General features: G+C 65.4%; 15 protein-coding genes. 5 read left to right on the top strand and 10 right to left on the bottom strand.

All coding sequences use genetic code 11. The features are described 5' to 3' along the window. Positions 1-4: 4 nt before the first annotated feature. From FNV92_RS28515 to mobB, 5 genes are all read right to left on the bottom strand, one after another. A complete protein-coding gene (locus FNV92_RS28515) occupies positions 5-280 on the bottom strand; it encodes a hypothetical protein (RefSeq protein WP_143843616.1) in 276 nt (91 codons plus the stop codon). Between the two features lie 91 nt (positions 281-371). Then, positions 372-2,027 carry an OFA family MFS transporter gene (locus tag FNV92_RS28520; protein ID WP_143843615.1) on the bottom strand — a complete coding sequence of 552 codons (1,656 nt, stop codon included), beginning with the start codon at positions 2,025-2,027 and terminating at the stop codon, positions 372-374. Between the two features lie 317 nt (positions 2,028-2,344). Beyond that, entirely contained in the window at positions 2,345-2,608 is a 264-nt protein-coding gene (locus FNV92_RS28525) for a sulfurtransferase TusA family protein (protein ID WP_143843614.1), read from the bottom strand. Positions 2,609-2,654: 46 nt separating this feature from the next. Next, the gene (locus FNV92_RS28530) at positions 2,655-3,911 is read right to left on the bottom strand and encodes a molybdopterin molybdotransferase MoeA (RefSeq protein WP_143843613.1); all 1,257 of its coding nucleotides are present in this window, start codon (positions 3,909-3,911) and stop codon (positions 2,655-2,657) included. A 9-nt stretch (positions 3,912-3,920) separates the two neighbouring features. Beyond that, positions 3,921-4,448 (bottom strand): molybdopterin-guanine dinucleotide biosynthesis protein B, encoded by a 528-nt coding sequence (mobB, locus tag FNV92_RS28535; RefSeq protein WP_143843612.1) that lies wholly within the window; start codon positions 4,446-4,448, stop codon positions 3,921-3,923. A 209-nt stretch (positions 4,449-4,657) separates the two neighbouring features. Here mobB and fdhD point away from each other — a divergent pair, with 209 nt between their 5' ends. Beyond that, entirely contained in the window at positions 4,658-5,548 is an 891-nt protein-coding gene (gene fdhD / locus FNV92_RS28540; protein ID WP_143843611.1) for a formate dehydrogenase accessory sulfurtransferase FdhD, read from the top strand. Further along, positions 5,493-6,188 carry a molybdenum cofactor guanylyltransferase MobA gene (gene mobA / locus FNV92_RS28545; RefSeq protein ID WP_244623614.1) on the top strand — a complete coding sequence of 232 codons (696 nt, stop codon included), beginning with the start codon at positions 5,493-5,495 and terminating at the stop codon, positions 6,186-6,188. Before fdhD ends, mobA begins: the two co-directional genes overlap by 56 nt. Here the strand turns inward: mobA and FNV92_RS28550 are convergent. The 4 genes from FNV92_RS28550 to FNV92_RS28565 all read right to left on the bottom strand — a co-directional run bounded on the left by FNV92_RS28550 (position 6,182) and on the right by FNV92_RS28565 (position 10,624). Next, complete coding sequence (locus FNV92_RS28550) at positions 6,182-6,502, bottom strand: hypothetical protein (protein WP_041748522.1); 321 nt, start codon at positions 6,500-6,502, stop codon at positions 6,182-6,184. The two genes, mobA and FNV92_RS28550, sit on opposite strands and share 7 nt — an antisense overlap. A 149-nt stretch (positions 6,503-6,651) precedes the next feature. Continuing rightward, positions 6,652-8,616, bottom strand: a complete 1,965-nt coding sequence (locus FNV92_RS28555) for a molybdopterin biosynthesis protein (protein WP_168213523.1) — start codon at positions 8,614-8,616, stop codon at positions 6,652-6,654. A gap of 13 nt (positions 8,617-8,629) precedes the next feature. Next, positions 8,630-9,736 carry a molybdopterin-binding protein gene (locus FNV92_RS28560; protein WP_143843609.1) on the bottom strand — a complete coding sequence of 369 codons (1,107 nt, stop codon included), beginning with the start codon at positions 9,734-9,736 and terminating at the stop codon, positions 8,630-8,632. A gap of 54 nt (positions 9,737-9,790) precedes the next feature. Beyond that, positions 9,791-10,624: an ABC transporter substrate-binding protein gene (locus FNV92_RS28565; protein WP_143843608.1), complete on the bottom strand. Its 834-nt coding sequence runs from the start codon at positions 10,622-10,624 to the stop codon at positions 9,791-9,793. 387 nt (positions 10,625-11,011) lie between these two features. Between FNV92_RS28565 and FNV92_RS28570 the strand changes: the two genes are divergently transcribed. Both FNV92_RS28570 and FNV92_RS28575 read left to right on the top strand, forming a co-directional pair. After that, positions 11,012-11,905 (top strand): helix-turn-helix transcriptional regulator, encoded by an 894-nt coding sequence (locus tag FNV92_RS28570; protein WP_143843607.1) that lies wholly within the window; start codon positions 11,012-11,014, stop codon positions 11,903-11,905. Positions 11,906-12,009: 104 nt separating this feature from the next. Continuing rightward, positions 12,010-13,239: an ABC transporter substrate-binding protein gene (locus FNV92_RS28575; protein WP_143843606.1), complete on the top strand. Its 1,230-nt coding sequence runs from the start codon at positions 12,010-12,012 to the stop codon at positions 13,237-13,239. A gap of 124 nt (positions 13,240-13,363) precedes the next feature. Here the strand turns inward: FNV92_RS28575 and FNV92_RS28580 are convergent, their stop codons facing one another. Further along, on the bottom strand, positions 13,364-14,353 hold the full coding sequence (locus FNV92_RS28580; protein ID WP_143843604.1) for a TAXI family TRAP transporter solute-binding subunit: 990 nt from the start codon (positions 14,351-14,353) through the stop codon (positions 13,364-13,366). Between the two features lie 108 nt (positions 14,354-14,461). On the opposite strand from FNV92_RS28580, the gene FNV92_RS28585 reads away from it, so the two are divergent. After that, complete coding sequence (locus tag FNV92_RS28585) at positions 14,462-15,436, top strand: Bug family tripartite tricarboxylate transporter substrate binding protein (RefSeq protein ID WP_168213522.1); 975 nt, start codon at positions 14,462-14,464, stop codon at positions 15,434-15,436. The last annotated feature ends 338 nt before the right edge of the window (positions 15,437-15,774 follow it).

Consider the following 15,774-nt stretch of genomic DNA (forward strand, 5'->3'; position numbering starts at 1 on the left):
GGCCTCAGGTCTTGCCCATGCACTCTTCGATGTAGAACCAGCGGTCGTCGCCGGCGAGGCCCTTGGACTTCACGTCGGCGCGACAGGCTTTCAGCTTCGGCTTGTTGGCCGACCACTTCGCCTTCATGTCCTTGAGCTTCTGCATCGTCAGCTTCATCTTGCCCGGCTTGGCGTCGGTCGTCGCCGCAGGTGCCGTCGGTGTTGCCGCGGTTTGCGCCGAGACGGCATGAAGGCCGGCCACGAGCAACACGGCAGCAAGGCTAATTCGGGTGCGAACCATGAGATCCCCCTCAATCCATTCTTGATCAATTTTGAAAGACGAACGCCGCGGGACGCTGGTCATCAACATCCCGCGGCAATGTGGACTGCAGTCAGAATATCTTGACCGCGCTCTCCAGAGTCTTCCAGACGCCCCAGAGCAGGGGAATGCCGACGAAGGCCCAGAACAAAGCGGCCTTGGCGTCAAGCCCGCCAAATCCGATGCCGTAGGAGCCGTGCGGTCCCGCCGCAGCGGCGCTGGCGCTCGCCGCCTGCAGCTTGGCGACATCGGCGTCCTTCATGTGCCACTTCGGATCGACCGGCTTGATCAAATAGTTGCAGATCAGGCCTGCGATCAGCATCGCGCACAGGATGTACATAGTGGTGTTGTAGAGCTGGTCGCGCGGCACACCGGCCGCGAGCTGGAACTCGCGGATGTAGTTGACCACGACGGGGCCGATGATGCCTGCGGTCGACCATGCCGTCAGCAGCCTTCCGTGGATCGCGCCGACAAACTGGGTCCCGAACATGTCGGCAAGATAGGCCGGCACCGTGGCGAAGCCGCCGCCATACATCGACAGGATGATGCCGAAGCCGAGCACGAACAGCAGCTTCGAGCCTATCGCCGCAAAGGTCGGCGCCAGCGCGTAGAGCACGATGCCGAGGATGAAGAAGGTGTAGTAGGTGTTCTTGCGCCCGATCTTGTCCGACAGCGAAGCCCAGGCGAAGCGGCCGAAGATGTTGAACAGCGACAGCAATCCGGCAAAGCCCGCGGCGATCGCCGCGATCTGCGCCTTCTGCCCGGCATCGAGCGCGTTGAAGCCGACGTCCGGCAGTCCGATCAGCTTGCCGGCGAAGATCTCCTGCAGCATCGGCGAAGCCATGCCGATCACGCCGATACCCGCCGACACGTTCAGGCAGAGCACCCACCAGATCAGCCAGAACTGCGGCGTCTTGTGCGCGTCGTTGAGATGGACGTTGGCCTTCGAGATCATCGCGTTGGCCTTGTTCGGCGGGGTCCAGCCCTCGGGCTGCCAGCCGGGCGGCGGCAGGCGATAGCGGAACGCGCCGATCATCATGAACACGAAGTAGATGACGCCCATCGCGACGAAGGTCTCCCAGACGCCGACCGAGGTCGGGGTCTTGAAGTAGTTCATCAGCAGGTTCGCAAGCGGCGCGCCGATCATGGCGCCACCGCCGAAGCCCATGATGGCCATGCCGGTCGCCATGCCGCGGCGATCCGGAAACCATTTCACCAGCGTCGACACCGGCGAGATGTAGCCGAGACCGAGACCGATGCCGCCGATCACGCCCGAGCCCAGCCACAACAGCCAGAGCTGATGGGTGTAGACCCCGATCGCCCCGAGGAAGAGACCGCCGCACCAGCACAGCGCCGAGACGAAGCCGGCCTTGCGCGGGCCGACGCGCTCCAGCCAGCCGCCCCAGACCGCGGCCGCGATACCGAGCAAGACGAAGAACAGCGTGTACATCCAGCCCATGCTGGCGACCTTCCAGTCGCAGCTGGTCGTGAACAGTTCCTGGAATAGCGAAATATCCCCGCAGGCCTTCGGCGCGTTCAGACCGATCGCGCGCGACAGCGGCAGCCAGAACACCGAGAAGCCGTAGGCCATGCCGATGCAGAGATGGATACACAGCGCCGCCGGCGGCACCAGCCAGCGGTTGAAGCCGGCGGTCGCGATGGTCCGCTCGCGATCAAGGAAACCTGCGCCAGCACCCGAAAGTGCTCCAGCGCTCTCAATTGAAGCCATGCATTCCTCCCCTGCAGCCGCCCTTCTGAGCAGCCTGCCGCTACTATCCTGGTCCTCAGCCCTTGCAGTGCAGCCGTTGTCCCTGCTGCTCCGCACAGTCACCCGACGCGCGCCAGGATCGTCACGCGCGTTCGAAACACTAACCCCTCGAGCGGGGCTCTATGCCCCGATACGACGTGCAGGCTTCATGCGTGGCCCGTTGTTCCGCGTATCGCAGACAAGACTCAACCTCCGCGCCTGCACAGAGAAAGTCAATCTGGGCAGAAGCTGTGTTCGATGTCGATAGACAAAAGGTCGGTATCAGCGAGGTAACGCGCTCACGGATGCAGCGCACCATTGGCTCGCTCTATCGAGTCATTCGCTTTTTCTATCAAGAACACGATGCGCGCCTCGTTGCGCTCGGTGATCTCCACCGTATCGCCCGTCTCCCGGATCAGGTTCGGAATGTCGATCACCGACAAGGGATCAGTGCAGTGCACTTCGAGTTGGTCGCCGGGCTGCAATGGTTTCAGCGCCTTGCGCGTCTTCAAGGCCGGAAGCGGGCACTTGAGCCCGGTAAGATCAAGCGTTGTCTTAGTCATGGGCGCAACATGGCGGGCTGGGTTGATGGCGTCAACGCAACGAACTTCAGAGCAGGTCCGCATAGGACAAGAAACCTACGCTCTCTCCGGGCTCGACGCGCTTGATGTCTTCGCCGAGCTCGACAAGGCCATCAGTCTCGACCAGCGATGACAACAGCCCGGCCCCCTCGCGCGGGAACTTGACCGCTTCCAGGGCGCCGTCCTCTCCACGTCGCAAGGTGGCGCGGACATATTCGCGGCGGCCGATCTTCTTGCCGTAGGCGAAGGCCGCGCGGATCGGAATCGGCAACAGCGGCTCGGGCAGACCACCCGCAAGCGCCAGCACGGTCGGTCGCACCACGTGGACGAAGGTGACAAAGCTCGCGACGGGATTGCCGGGCAGGCCGATCAGCGGCGTGCCGTCGATGATGCCCATCGCCACGGGGCGGCCGGGCTTGATCGCCATCCGCCACAGCACCAGCGATCCGATGCTCTCCACCGCCGCCTTGACGTGGTCCTCCTCGCCGGTCGAGACGCCGCCGGTGGTGAGGATCAGGTCATGACTGCCGGCAACCTGCTTCAAGCCGTCCGCAAGCGAGGCCCGCTCGTCGCGCAAAATGCCGAGATCGCTCACCTCGCAGCCGAGCCGGCGCAGCATCGCCATCAGCATGAAGCGGTTGGAATCGTAGAGCTGGGACGGCGCGCGCGGCTCGCCGGGCGACGCCAGTTCGTCGCCGGTCGAGAACACCGCAACGCGGATGCGCCTGATGACGTCGAGCCTGGTCAGGCCGAATGCCGCCGTGAGCGCAACATGCTGCGGCAGCAAGCGCTGGCCGGCGCGCAGCGCCACGCGTCCTTCCGGAATGTCCTCGCCGGCAGGACGGACATTGGCACCCCGCTTCAGCCCCGCCGGCAGCACGATGTTGCCGGCGTCGTCGATGCGGACATCCTCCTGCATGAAGACGGTTCCGGCTTCCGGGGGCATCGGCGCGCCCGTGAAGATGCGCGCGGTGTGACCGGGCTTGATCGGCGCTTGCGCAGAGCCGCCGGCCTGGATGCGACCGTCGAGCGGGAGTGCGCGCTCCTCCTGTTGCGGAAGGTCCGCGTCGCGCACGGCATAGCCGTCGACAGCGGAGTTGGTGAAGGGCGGCAGCGGCAGCGGCGCCGCGATATCGCGCGCCAGCACGCGCCCGTCGGCATCGACAAGCGCCACGGTCTCGATATCGGCGATCGCATTGACACGCGCCGTGATCAGGCCAACGGCCTCGTCGACCGACATCATCGGTCCGCCGAAGGCAAAGCAATCGTCCGACAGTTGCGCCATGGTGCCTCGTCAGCGCAGTGCGTCGCTTTTCGCGACCGCTTCCTCGACCGGCATGGCCGCGCGCAGCAGCAAGGCCGCAGCGGCCTCGATGTCATCGAGATGGACCGTCGGCAGCCGCGTTTCAATGGCGGTGTCGGTCGCGATTCCGACAATTCCGGGATCGTCGGGAAACAGCAGCGGCTTGTCGTTGCCGACGCGATGCACCTCGATCTTGCGATGCGGCTCGCGCTTGAAACCTTCGACCACGACGAGATCGACGGCGGACAGCTTGCTCAGGAGTTCCGGCAGCTGCGGCTCCGCCGCTCCGCGCAATTCGTGCATCAGCGCCCATCGGTTTGACGAAGCGACCAGCACCTCGGCTGCTCCGGCCTCGCGATGGCGCCAGGAATCCTTGCCGGGCACGTCGACGTCGAACTGGTGATGCGCATGCTTGATGACGGAGACGCGCAAGCCTTGCGCCTTGAAATACGGGATCAGCCGCGTCAACAGGGTGGTCTTGCCCGCACCGCTCCAGCCCGCAAGGCCGATGACTTTCATGACCGTTCACTCTCCACCAACGGCTCGCCGGCCGATGGAACCGCTATCCCCTCCCCGTCATTGCGAGCGCAGCGAAGCAATCCAGACTGCCAGCGCGGATATAATTCTGGATTGCTTCGCTGCGCTCGCAATGACGAAACGAGGCATTTCACCTATTCCCCGCCATGCTTATATCGGCTTGACCCGAATGTCATGCTAACGTCGCGGCCATGATGAAGATCGACAAAGCCCCGGTGCCCCTGATCCTCCCGAATCCTGACGACCCGCGCTTGACTCAGAGCGTGACCGGGACCGACCAGTCCGGTGCCAGGGTCGCGATCAAGGTGCCGATGGAGCGCCCGCTGACGCTTTACCTGAACGCCCAGGAGATCGTCACCATGATGACGATTGGCGACTATCCCGAATATCTGGCGCTCGGCTATCTGCTGAACCAGAACATGCTGAAATATAACGATGCGGTCACCGAGGTCGAATACGACGACGATCTCCAGGTGGTCGTGGTGCGCACCCAGCACCACACCAATTTCGAAGCCAAGCTGAAGAAGCGCACCCAGACCTCGGGCTGCGCGCAGGGCACCGCGTTCGGCGACCTGCTCGAAGCAGTCGAGAGCGTCGCGTTGCCGAAGGCCGAGCTGCGCACCTCCTGGCTCTACCAGATGACACAGACCATCAACACCATGCCGTCGCTCTATCTGGAGGCCGGCGCGATCCATGGCTGCGTACTGTGCAAGAAGGGCGAGCCGCTCTGCTACACCGAGGATGTCGGGCGCCACAACGCCGTCGACAAGATCGCGGGCTGGATGTACCGCCACGGCGTCGATCCATCGGACAAGATCCTCTACACCACGGGGCGCCTCACCTCCGAGATGGTGATCAAGACGGTGCGCATGGGCATTCCGATTCTGTTGTCGCGCTCCGGCTTCACCGCCTGGGGTGTCGATCTGGCGCGGCAAGTCGGGTTGACACTGGTCGGCCGCGCGCGCGGCAAGCGCTTCATCGCGCTCGCGGGCGAAGAACGTATCATCTACGACCAGAACCTCGCTTATGTCGAGGAGGAGTCAGCCAAACACAAGCGCAAGGGTGAAGGTGGTGACGACTAGCATTCCGGCAACGAGCATTCCATCGACTCTTGGCGTGCTCCTCGCCGGCGGCCTGGCGCGTCGCATGGGCGGCGGCGACAAGCCAATGCGCACCATTGGCGGCCGGACCATCCTTGAGCGCGTGATCGCGCGCCTTTCGCCCCAGTGCAGCGGAATGATCCTCAACGCCAATGGCGATCCCGCGCGTTTCGCCGCGTTCGGTTTGCAGGTCATCGCCGACGACGTGCCCGGCTTTCCCGGCCCGCTTGCCGGCATCCTCGCCGCGCTCGACTGGACCGCGGCAAACCGGCCAGAGATCGAATGGGTGCTCAGTGCCGCCGGCGACTGCCCTTTCCTGCCGCGTGATCTCGTTGCGCGCCTGCATAAAGCGCGAGAGCGAGAGAATGCGCAGCTTGCGGTCGCCGCATCCGGCGACCAGGCGCATCCGGTGATCGGGTTGTGGCACGTCGCCTTGCGCACTGAGCTGCGCCACGCGCTGGTGGTCGAGGACATCCGCAGGATCGACCGCTGGACCGCACGCTACCCGCTCGCCACGGTGACGTGGTCGACCCAGCCGCTCGATCCGTTCTTCAATGCCAACACGGTCGAGGATATCACCGAGGCCGAACGGCTCGCGGCGCTGGATGAGGTTTCTCAATGAAGCTGCGCTCTTGGAAATTCGCCCAAGAGCTGCGCCCAAATAATCGCGAAGGCGATGAGGCCGCAGAGGCCGAACACCATCGTAAATCGCGGCAGCCGCCCGATCGCGACGAGTAGCCACGCCGGCAGGAAAAAGAACGCAAAGATCATTCCGAGCGGGAAAACCGCGAGCCATTGAAACCCGCTGCCGTCGCCCTGTGGGACATGAGCGATGAAATAGAAAGTGTAGAGCCAGAACAACGTGCCGGTAGCCGCCACGAAGGCGGCGATTTTGCGAAAATTCATGGAGTTCAAAGTGGGCGTGGGGCTTCTCATGCCCCTTTGTCGCAACGGCAGCTGCGTCAGTTCATTGACTGGAACGCTGGTTTGAACTGGGTCAGGGTCAACGGCGACCATAGGGAACGGGACAACCGCACCGCCGTGCGGCGGGCCGAAGCACGTGAGCGCAGCCGCGAGGCAGCCGCTCAGTCCACGAGCGGCCAGGCCGGACGAAATCCGGCACGCTCCAGTGCCGTACGGGCCTCCTCCGAAAGCAGCGCATCGAGGAAAGCCTGCACCGCCGGCCGCTGCTTGCGTGCCGTCACAAACGCAAAATCATAATGCTCTTCCGCGAACGGAATGAAACCGAGGCCGACCGCATCGGCGACCGGCGCAATGGTCATGCCCCAGTCGGCGCGATGCTGCGCGACGGCCGCGGCCACCGCGTTGTGCGAACGCGGCTGGTTCCAGTAGCCCTCCGGGCGCGCACCGCCGAGCAGCCGGTCGATAAGGATGCGCGTGCCGGCGCCCTGGTTGCGGTTGACCATGATGCAGGCGGGATCCGCGAGCGCGGCGGCGACCGCTTCCTTCGCGCCAAGACCCTCGAAACGCATGTCGCCTTTGCGGAAGACGATGCCCTGCATCCGCCGCCAGCCCGGGACGAGCTCGATACCGTCGACGAGGTAGGGCGTGTTGTAGGTCTCGCTCTTGTCGTCGAACAGATGGATCGGCGCGAGGTCGCATTCGCCGCGCTTGGCCGCCGCAAGTCCCCCGAGGCTGCCGACCGCGATCGAGCGCACGGATAGGCCCGCATGGGCGAGCTGCGCGGTGACGAGATCAAGGCCGGTGCAATGGCTGCCGACGATGACGAGATCGGGCACCCGCACATGCGGCGTGAACAGCGTCACCTCGGCATGGGTCCCGGCCGGCATCTGGTCGGCCATCGCATCGATGCGCAGAAAGCCGTCGGCTTGCGCGAAGGACGTGATCGCGCCAGAGCCCTTGCCGGAGGGATAGGCGATCAGGCCGTCCCTACCTTCCACCAGCGAGACCATGACAAACTCGGTGCGGCCGAGTTCGGAAGAAATGCGCACAGGCACTGTCGCGTTCACCCTGGCATCGGAGCGGACCGGCAGTCCGGCCATCCTGCGCAGCACCGGCACGATCATGTCGTGGAAGGTGAACATCGCCGAGGTCGGAAAGCCCGGCAGGATCACCACCGGCTTGCCGTCGCACACAGCAAGGCACAGCGGCTTGCCGGGCTTGAGCGCAACGCCATGCGCGATGATGCCGGGCTGGCCTAGCCGGCCGATGATACGATGGGACAGGTCGCCGGCGCCTTTCGACGTGCCGCCCGACAGCACCAGCATGTCCGCGTCCGACAATGCACGCCGCATGGCGGCTTCGAGCTTTGCTTCATCGTCGGGAATGGCGCCGAGGAAGATCGCCTCGCCGCCGTTCTCATCGATGGCCGCGGCGACGATCGCACCGTTGGTGTCGTAGATCGCGGCGGGCGCAAGCGGCTGACCCGGCTGAACCAATTCGTCGCCGGTGGAGATCACCGCAACCCGCGGCTTGCGCGCGACAATCACCTCGGCAATACCGCAGGCCGCCAGCATGCCGATCTCGCGCGAGCCGATGATCGTGCCGGCGCGCAGCAGCGCCTCGCCGCGCGCGATGTCGGAGCCTGCATAGGAGACGAACTGCCCGGGAGACGCGGCACGACGGACGTCGATCGCATCCGGGCCGGCCGGCTGGGTGTGCTCGACCATGACCACGGCATCGGCGCCGCGCGGCAAAGGGCCGCCGGTGGCGATCGGCGTTGCGGTTCCTGCCACGACCTGCAGCGTGGGGGCGATGCCGCAGTGGATGGTCTCACCGTTCACTGCGAGACGCACCGGCGTGCCTTCGCCGGCCGCGGCAAGATCGGCCGAGCGGACGGCAAAACCATCGACATTGGAACGGTCGAACGGGGGGACGTCCACCGGCGCTGTGATGTCTTCGGCGAGCGCTGCGCCGAGTGCATCAGCCAGCTTGCGCGCTTCGCGGGGGATCGCGCGCGGGAACAACGCAGTTTCAAAACGCGCCAGCGCATCCTCGCGCGAGAGGATCTTGAGGAACTGCTCCTGCTCGAGCCTGCCGCTGTCTGGCGTTTGCGGAATCATCGTCATGCCGGAACCCATATCATTCCGGCATGAGATAAGCATCGACCGGCGCGCCCGCCGCAAACCCTTCGTGGCTGGCGGGAATGAGCAGCCATGCATCCGCACGGGCGATCGCCTGGAGCGACCATTCGCCGACGGCAAGCGGCAGCCATGCCTGATGTTCCCTGACCAGCAGAGCGATTTCGGCGATGCCGACACTGGATGCGATTTTTCGTGCGAGCGGCAGGGTCATTTGCCGGCGCGGGTGCCGTGCCGACAGGCGATCGACGAGCGGAAGCACGAGCACAAACCAGGCCGCGAGCGCATGATCCGGCGAGCCGGGCAACGCGACGACGGGAACTCCTCCGACCCGCCCCACAGCGGCGGTGCGTCCTGGCAGGATTGCAAGGCCGTGGGCGAGCACAGCGCCGTGCTGAGCCAGCGCGGTGACAGCATAGTCCCGGCGGCCGACGCCGCTGCCGCCGATCGTCACGACGAGATCGCAGGCGGAATCGCCGAGCGCCTCTGCGATCGATGCCACGTCGCGCGCGGCGGCTTCGCGCATCTGCACGTCCAGCCCTGCGGCGCGCGCGGTCTCCGCGATCAGATGCATGGCCGCCGTCGCCCCCGGCACGTTGACGATGCGCAGCCGGGGACGCCGCACGCTGAGCTTTTCGACACCGGCCACACGTGCGAGCAACAGAGCGGCCGGACTGATCGGATGCCCCTCTGCCGCGGCGAACGTCCCTTCGCCGATATCACTGCCGGCGCGCCTGACGCCCTGCCCAAGCACACCCTCCGCCAGCACCTGCATCAGCGCCCCCGACGCATCCACTGCGTCGGCATCAAGGACACAATCACATCCGACCGGCATGGCGTCGCCAGCCTCGACCCATTCCGGGGCCTCCGCCAGCGCCAGCGGCGAATAGGCGGAGGTTCCGACGAGATCGGTGGCGCGCAATGCCCAGCCGTCGGCGGCGGCAATGTCATGAGGCGGACAGGCCGCCATCAGCGGCGCGCCTGCAGCAATGCAGCCGGCGGCCTCGGCCAGCGAGAGCTCCTCCGGTGCGACCGGTTCAACGTCTCGCAGCAACGCGGCGAGCGCGGCGTCGAGCGGCGTGAGCGAGGACGGCAGGCGTTGGGTCATGCGCCATGATGGACCACGCATCGCCCGGTTTGGCAACCGCAGGTGATGCCGAGATCAACCGCCCGACTTGCCCGCATTGGGGAAGAACAATTGCTGTCCGTCGACCTTGTATCCGGCGATCGCCATCTGCCCCTCCGGCGAGGTGAGCCAGTCGACGAAAGTCTGTCCCAGCTCCTTCTTCACGTTCGCGAATTTTCCCGGGTTCACTAGCATCACGCCGTATTGGTTGAGCAGCCGCTTGTCGCCTTCGACGACGATGTCGAGATCGCCGCGCTCCCTGAAGCCGATCCAGCTGCCGCGGTCGGACAGCACGTAGGCATTCGCCTTGCGTGCCGCCTCGAGCGCCGCGGCCATGCCCTCCTTGGCGTCGCGATACCAGGCGCCCTTGGCGGCGGCGATGTCAATGCCGGCGACGATCCAGAGCGCGAGCTCCGCGGCATGGGTGCCCGAGCGATCGCCGCGCGTCACGAACGGCGCGCCCTTGGCCTCGATCGCCTTCAGCGCGGTCGCGATGTCCTTGCCCTTTACGCCGGCAGGATCGCTCTTCGGTCCGATCAGCACATAGTCGTTGTACATCACGTCGAGACGCTTCACGCCGAAACCCTCGGTGACGAATTTCTCCTCCTGTGGCCGCGCGTGCATCAGCACGACATCGGCTTCGCCCTTGCGCGCCCCGTCAAGCACCTCGTCGGCGCGCCGCGCGATCACCTTCACGTCGATGCCGGTCTTGTTGCGAAATATCGGCAGGAGATAATCGAGCAGACCGGACTCCTGCGTCGACGTGGTCGATGCCAGGACAATCGCGCGGTCCTGCGCGGACGACACAGCAATGCCGGCCGCGAGGCCAGTGAGAAGCGCCAATGCAACGAGCAGGCGGCGTACGGCCATGAGCGGGTTCCCTTGAATCCGGCGCGATCATGCTGATCGATTACGCCGCACTCATGACGGATTGCCTGCCGGCAGCGCGACGCGACAACAAGAGATAGAGTGGAAACATAACCACCACCAACGGCAGGTTCGCGGGGCGGCCCGCGCATCGCGTGGAGGTGCGCGCTCGGGAAAGTTCGGCAACGCACCGGCGCTCATATCGAGCGATCGCAAGGCTCGCACCATTGGAGCGCTGCAGATTGTAAACCCAATGCGAAATCGCTGATCAGCATGTGTTGCAAAGCAGCGAGATGATCGGGCATGGTCCACGCGGACTGAAATTGAAATGCAGAATTCCACCTGCGACGAACGTCCAAAAAGAAGCAAGAATTTGCATAGGAATGCAGGATGGAATTCCTGACGACGAGTGAAGCGGCTGACTATCTCCGACTGGGCGAACGCAAGCTCTACGAGCTCGTGACCACCGGTGCGATTCCGTGCACGAAGGTGACCGGAAAGTGGCTGTTTCCAAGGCACGAACTCGATCTCTGGGTGCTGTCAGGACTCGCGCGTCCGGCCGGCATGCTGACGGCGGAGCCGCCGCCGGTCGTCGGCGGCAGCCAGGACGAACTGCTGGATTGGAGCCTGCGCGAATCCGGCTCGGGCCTGGGATCGATGAGCGAAGGCAGCGCGCGCGGGCTCGAGCGGCTGCAGCGCAACGAGGTGATGGCGGCCGCGGTGCACTTCCACAGCCTCGACCCCGACGGCAATCTTGCCTCCAACGCCAGCGCGACGGCGCTGCGTGACGCGCCGGACCTGCATGACGCCGTGCTGGTTGCGTTCGTGCGCCGCGAGCAGGGCCTCGTGCTGCCGCCGGGCAATCCCAAACGGCTGCGCGGCATCGCCGACGTGCTCGCGATCGGCGCGCGGATGGCGATGCGGCAACAGGGCACGGGCGCGCAGATGCTGCTCGACGTGCTGCTGAAGCGCGCCGGCGCCTCGACGCGCGATCTGCGCCGGATCGAGCCGCCGGCCCTCACCGGACCGGATCTCGCCGAAATGGTCCGGGCCGGACAGGCCGATTGCGGCGTGGCAACACGCGCGGCGGCGCGCTCGGCCGGGCTCGATTTCGTGCCGCTGGTCTGGGAGAATCTGGACCTCGCGATGCGGCAGCGCAGCTATTTCCGCCCCGCCATGCAGGCCCTGATCCGGTTCCTCAGCGAAAGACGGCTGCGGCAGCGCGCCGAGGAGCTGACCGGCTACGATCCCTCGCCGGCCGGACAGATCCGCTTCGCGGCCTGACATTGACGCCCACCCCTCAATAGTTGCAAAAGAAACCAATTCAGCCGGGCCATACCCGGGGACAAGCAACTTCGGCCAACGAGCCGGATCAGGGGAGGACAAGCGTGAATCCAACGAGATTTGGACTGCCGGTCGCGGCCGGCTTTGCCGCAACATTCCTGGCGGCATCGCTGCTGCCTGATACCGCGATGGCGCAGGTTTCCGACGAAATCGTCAAGATCGGCGTGCTCACCGACATGAACGGTCCCGCCTCCGCGCCGACCGGCCAGGGTTCGGTGACGGCGGCGCAGATGGCGATCGACGATTTCGGCGGCACCGTGCTCGGCAAGCCGATCAGCATCGTGGTCGGCGACCACCAGCTCAAGGCCGACATCGGCGCCTCGCTGGCGCGGCGCTGGTACGACGTCGAGCAGGTCGATCTGATCGTCGACGTGCCGGTCTCGGCGGTCGGGCTCGCGGTGCAGAACATCGCCAACGAGAAGAAGCGGCTGTTCATCACCCACTCCACCGGGACCGCGGATTTCCACGGCAAGTTCTGCTCGCCTTACGCCATGCAGTGGGTGTTCGACACCCGCGCGCTCGCGGTCGGCACCGCGGACGCGGTCGTCAAGCGCGGCGGCGACAGCTGGTTCTTCATCACCGACGATTACGCCTTCGGCCACTCCCTCGAACGCGACGCCTCCAGCGTCATCACCGCCAATGGCGGCAAGGTGCTGGGCTCGGTGAAGCCGCCGCTGGCGACGCCGGATCTGTCCTCCTTCGTGCTGCAGGCGCAGGCCTCCAAGGCCAAGATCATCGGCATTGCGGCGGGCCCGCCCAACAACATGAACGAGATCAAGACCGGCTCGGAGTTCGGCGTGTTCAAGGGCGGCCAGCAGATGGCGGCGCTGCTGGCGCTGATCACCGACATCCACGGCCTCGGCCTGCAGGCAGCCCAGGGCCTGTTGCTGACGACCTCGTTCTACTGGGACATGGACGACAAGACCCGCGCATGGTCAAAGCGCTATTTCGCCAAGTTGAACAAGATGCCGTCGATGTGGCAGGCCGGCGTCTACTCCAGCGTGATGCACTATCTCAACGCCATCAAGGAGGCCGGTACCGACGATCCGCTCAAGGTGGCCGCCAAGATGCGCGAGAAGCCGGTCGAGGATTTCTTCGCCCGCAACGGCAAGCTTCGCGAGGACAATCTGATGGTGCACGACCTCTGGCTGGTGCAGGTGAAGACGCCGGAGGAGAGCAAATATCCGTGGGACTATTACAAGATCCTCACGACCATCTCCGGCGACAAGGCGTTTGGGCCGCCGGACCCGGCCTGCGCGATGGTGAAGAAGTGACCGCATAGTGAGAGGTCGTCGTCATGGCCGGGCTTGTCACGGCCATCCACGATCTCTGGTGCGGCGCTGAGAACGTGGATGCCCGGGACAGGCCCGGGCATGACGATGTCGATGCAGTCGCGTCCTACTTCACCACCCCAATCTCGCGAAAATACTTCATCACGCCCGGATGGATCAGCTCCGGTCGCGGCGCGGCGGCGACGGTGTTCGACGCCGTGGTCTCGCAGGCCTGGGCGAGCTGCTTGCAGAAGGTCGCCTCGACGCCGTGCAGCGTCTTCGCGAGGCGATAGGCGACATCGTCGGGCAGATCCTCGCGGGTGAGGACGAAACTCCAGGAGCCGAGCGAGGCGATCGGTTCGGACTGTTTTGGATAGGAGCCGGCCGGCACGAGCAGCGGTTTCAGGAACGTGTGCTTGGCGCGGATGCGCGTGATCTCCTCAGCGCTGGGCGCGATGAAGCGCGCGCCTGACGCGCTGGATGCGACCGCGGCAAAGCCGGGCCAGCCGATGCCGGCGCCCCAGAGCGCGGCGACGCGGCCGTCCTCGACCATCGCGGGACCGTCGCCGGCGCGGTCGAGATAGATGGCCTTGAAGTCCTCGTCCTGCTTGAGGCCGAGCCCGTCCAGCACATAGCGCGCCAGGATCGGCAGGCCGGAGCCCTTGGCGCCGAACGCGACGGGCTGGCCGACCAGATCGCGGATGGTCCGGTAGGGACTGTCGGCCCGCACCACGAACATGCCGGGGTTGGAATAGATCGCGGTGAGGATCTTCAGCCGCACCGGCGCGCGGCCGATGCCGGCGAAGGCCTCATAGGCCGGCTCGCCCGCGACCAGCGCGAGATCGAGCTCGCCCTTCTCCAGCAGTGGGATGTTCTCGTTGCTGCCCTTGGTGTTGCGCGGGGCGATGGCCAGCGACGGATCGGCCGCGTTCATCGCCTGCGCGAAGGCGTTGCCATAAAGCGGAAAGCCGCCGCCAGGCGTCGCGGTGCCAAGGCTGATCGTAAGGCTGATTGTACGGCTGGGTGTCGTGGCCGAAATGGCGTTGCCTCCGGTTTGGGCGGCGGCGGGGCTGGCGAGCAGCGCCGCGGCGACAAGGACGAGTGAAGCGAATCTCATTGATGAGTCCCGGCGGAGCTGCGTCAACACCGACTTGCGGCGATGTAGGCAGCGGCCCGATTTTGTGAAAGCATGCGCCCCAACGACAATAGAACAATGGGAGGCTTCATGTTGCGAATTTTGCGTAACGGTTTTTTCGGGCTGGTCTTTCTTTCAGGTCTTGTCGGCGCCGCCGCTCCCGCCTCCGCGGCATACCCCGACCGCCCCGTGCACTGGATGATCGGCTTCGCCGCCGGCGGGCCGGTCGACATCGTGGCGCGGATCATGGCGCAGTGGCTGTCGGACAAGTTCGGCCAGCAGTTCATCGTCGAGAACAAGGCCGGCTCCGGCGGCAACATTGCCGCCGCCGCCGCGATCAGTTCGCCGCCCGACGGCTACACGCTGCTGTTCGTCGCGCCCAACAACGCGATCTCGACCTCGCTCTACAAGAAGCTGCCTTACGACTTCCTGCGCGACACCGTGCCGGTCGCCAGCATCATGCAGCTCACCAACATGCTGGTCGTCTCCAACGCGGTGCCGGCGAAGACGGTTGCGGAGTTCATCGACTACTGCAAGGCCAATCCCGGCAAGATCTCGTATGCCTCGTCCGGCAACGGCACCTCGGTGCACATGTCGGCCGAGCTGTTCAAGGCGATGACCAAGTGCGACATGGTGCACGTGCCCTATCGCGGCTCGGCGATCGCCTTTCCCGACATCATCTCCAACAAGGTGCAGCTGATCTTCGACAACCTGCCTAGCGCGCTGGAGCAGGCCAAGGGCGGCAATGTCCGCGCGCTCGGCGTCACCTCGCCGCAACGCTGGCCGATCGTGCCCGACGTGCCCGCGATCGCCGAGACCGTGCCGGGCTTCGAATCGGTCGGCTTCTACGGCATCTCCGCGCCGAAGGGCACGCCGCCCGAGGTGGTCGAGATCCTCAACAAGGCCGTCAACGAGGCCCTGAAGGACCCCAAGCTGGTGGCGCGCCTCGCCGAGACCGGCGGCATCCCCAAGCCGATGACGCCGGCCGAGTTCGGCAAGCTGGTCAGTGATGAGACCGACAAGTGGCGCAAGGTGGTGGAGTTCGCGGGGGTGTCGGTGGACTGAGGCCGTCCCCGCCCCGCGCCTGCAGCTCACCGGCGAGACATCGGAGGGGATCAAAAGACCCCCTCCGATCAAAAAGCAAAAACAACCCCATGCACAGTAGACGATACCAATGATTACAAGGGGTTACCGACGAAGGCGCCCCGCCCCGTCAAAAATCGGTTGACCCGTCGGGCAAAACAGGAGCATAAGGGCATCATCGCAAATTTCGGGTATTCGGAACTCCCCCGCGATGCCGCGCCGGGCGTTTCCCTCCGCCCGGGCCAGCATTGCACCCCCGCCTCCATCCCTGTAAACGAACCGCGCACCGTTGCCGGCCGCGCGTTCCCGCGGGCCGTCCC

Origin of the sequence: Bradyrhizobium cosmicum, assembly GCF_007290395.2 — a bacterium.
GTDB classification, from domain to species: domain Bacteria; phylum Pseudomonadota; class Alphaproteobacteria; order Rhizobiales; family Xanthobacteraceae; genus Bradyrhizobium; species Bradyrhizobium cosmicum.

Excerpts from the sequence above, each read along its gene's own strand:
- FNV92_RS28515 (WP_143843616.1), bottom strand. The coding sequence starts at position 280 with ATGGTTCGCACCCGAATTAGCCTTGCTGCCGTGTTGCTCGTGGCCGGC.
- FNV92_RS28520 (WP_143843615.1), bottom strand. The coding sequence starts at position 2,027 with ATGGCTTCAATTGAGAGCGCTGGAGCACTTTCGGGTGCTGGCGCAGGT.
- FNV92_RS28525 (WP_143843614.1), bottom strand. The coding sequence starts at position 2,608 with ATGACTAAGACAACGCTTGATCTTACCGGGCTCAAGTGCCCGCTTCCG.
- FNV92_RS28530 (WP_143843613.1), bottom strand. The coding sequence starts at position 3,911 with ATGGCGCAACTGTCGGACGATTGCTTTGCCTTCGGCGGACCGATGATG.
- mobB (WP_143843612.1), bottom strand. The coding sequence starts at position 4,448 with ATGAAAGTCATCGGCCTTGCGGGCTGGAGCGGTGCGGGCAAGACCACC.
- fdhD (WP_143843611.1), top strand. The coding sequence starts at position 4,658 with ATGATGAAGATCGACAAAGCCCCGGTGCCCCTGATCCTCCCGAATCCT.
- mobA (WP_244623614.1), top strand. The coding sequence starts at position 5,493 with ATGTCGAGGAGGAGTCAGCCAAACACAAGCGCAAGGGTGAAGGTGGTG.
- FNV92_RS28550 (WP_041748522.1), bottom strand. The coding sequence starts at position 6,502 with ATGAGAAGCCCCACGCCCACTTTGAACTCCATGAATTTTCGCAAAATC.
- FNV92_RS28555 (WP_168213523.1), bottom strand. The coding sequence starts at position 8,616 with ATGACGATGATTCCGCAAACGCCAGACAGCGGCAGGCTCGAGCAGGAG.
- FNV92_RS28560 (WP_143843609.1), bottom strand. The coding sequence starts at position 9,736 with ATGACCCAACGCCTGCCGTCCTCGCTCACGCCGCTCGACGCCGCGCTC.
- FNV92_RS28565 (WP_143843608.1), bottom strand. The coding sequence starts at position 10,624 with ATGGCCGTACGCCGCCTGCTCGTTGCATTGGCGCTTCTCACTGGCCTC.
- FNV92_RS28570 (WP_143843607.1), top strand. The coding sequence starts at position 11,012 with ATGGAATTCCTGACGACGAGTGAAGCGGCTGACTATCTCCGACTGGGC.
- FNV92_RS28580 (WP_143843604.1), bottom strand. The coding sequence starts at position 14,353 with ATGAGATTCGCTTCACTCGTCCTTGTCGCCGCGGCGCTGCTCGCCAGC.
- FNV92_RS28585 (WP_168213522.1), top strand. The coding sequence starts at position 14,462 with ATGTTGCGAATTTTGCGTAACGGTTTTTTCGGGCTGGTCTTTCTTTCA.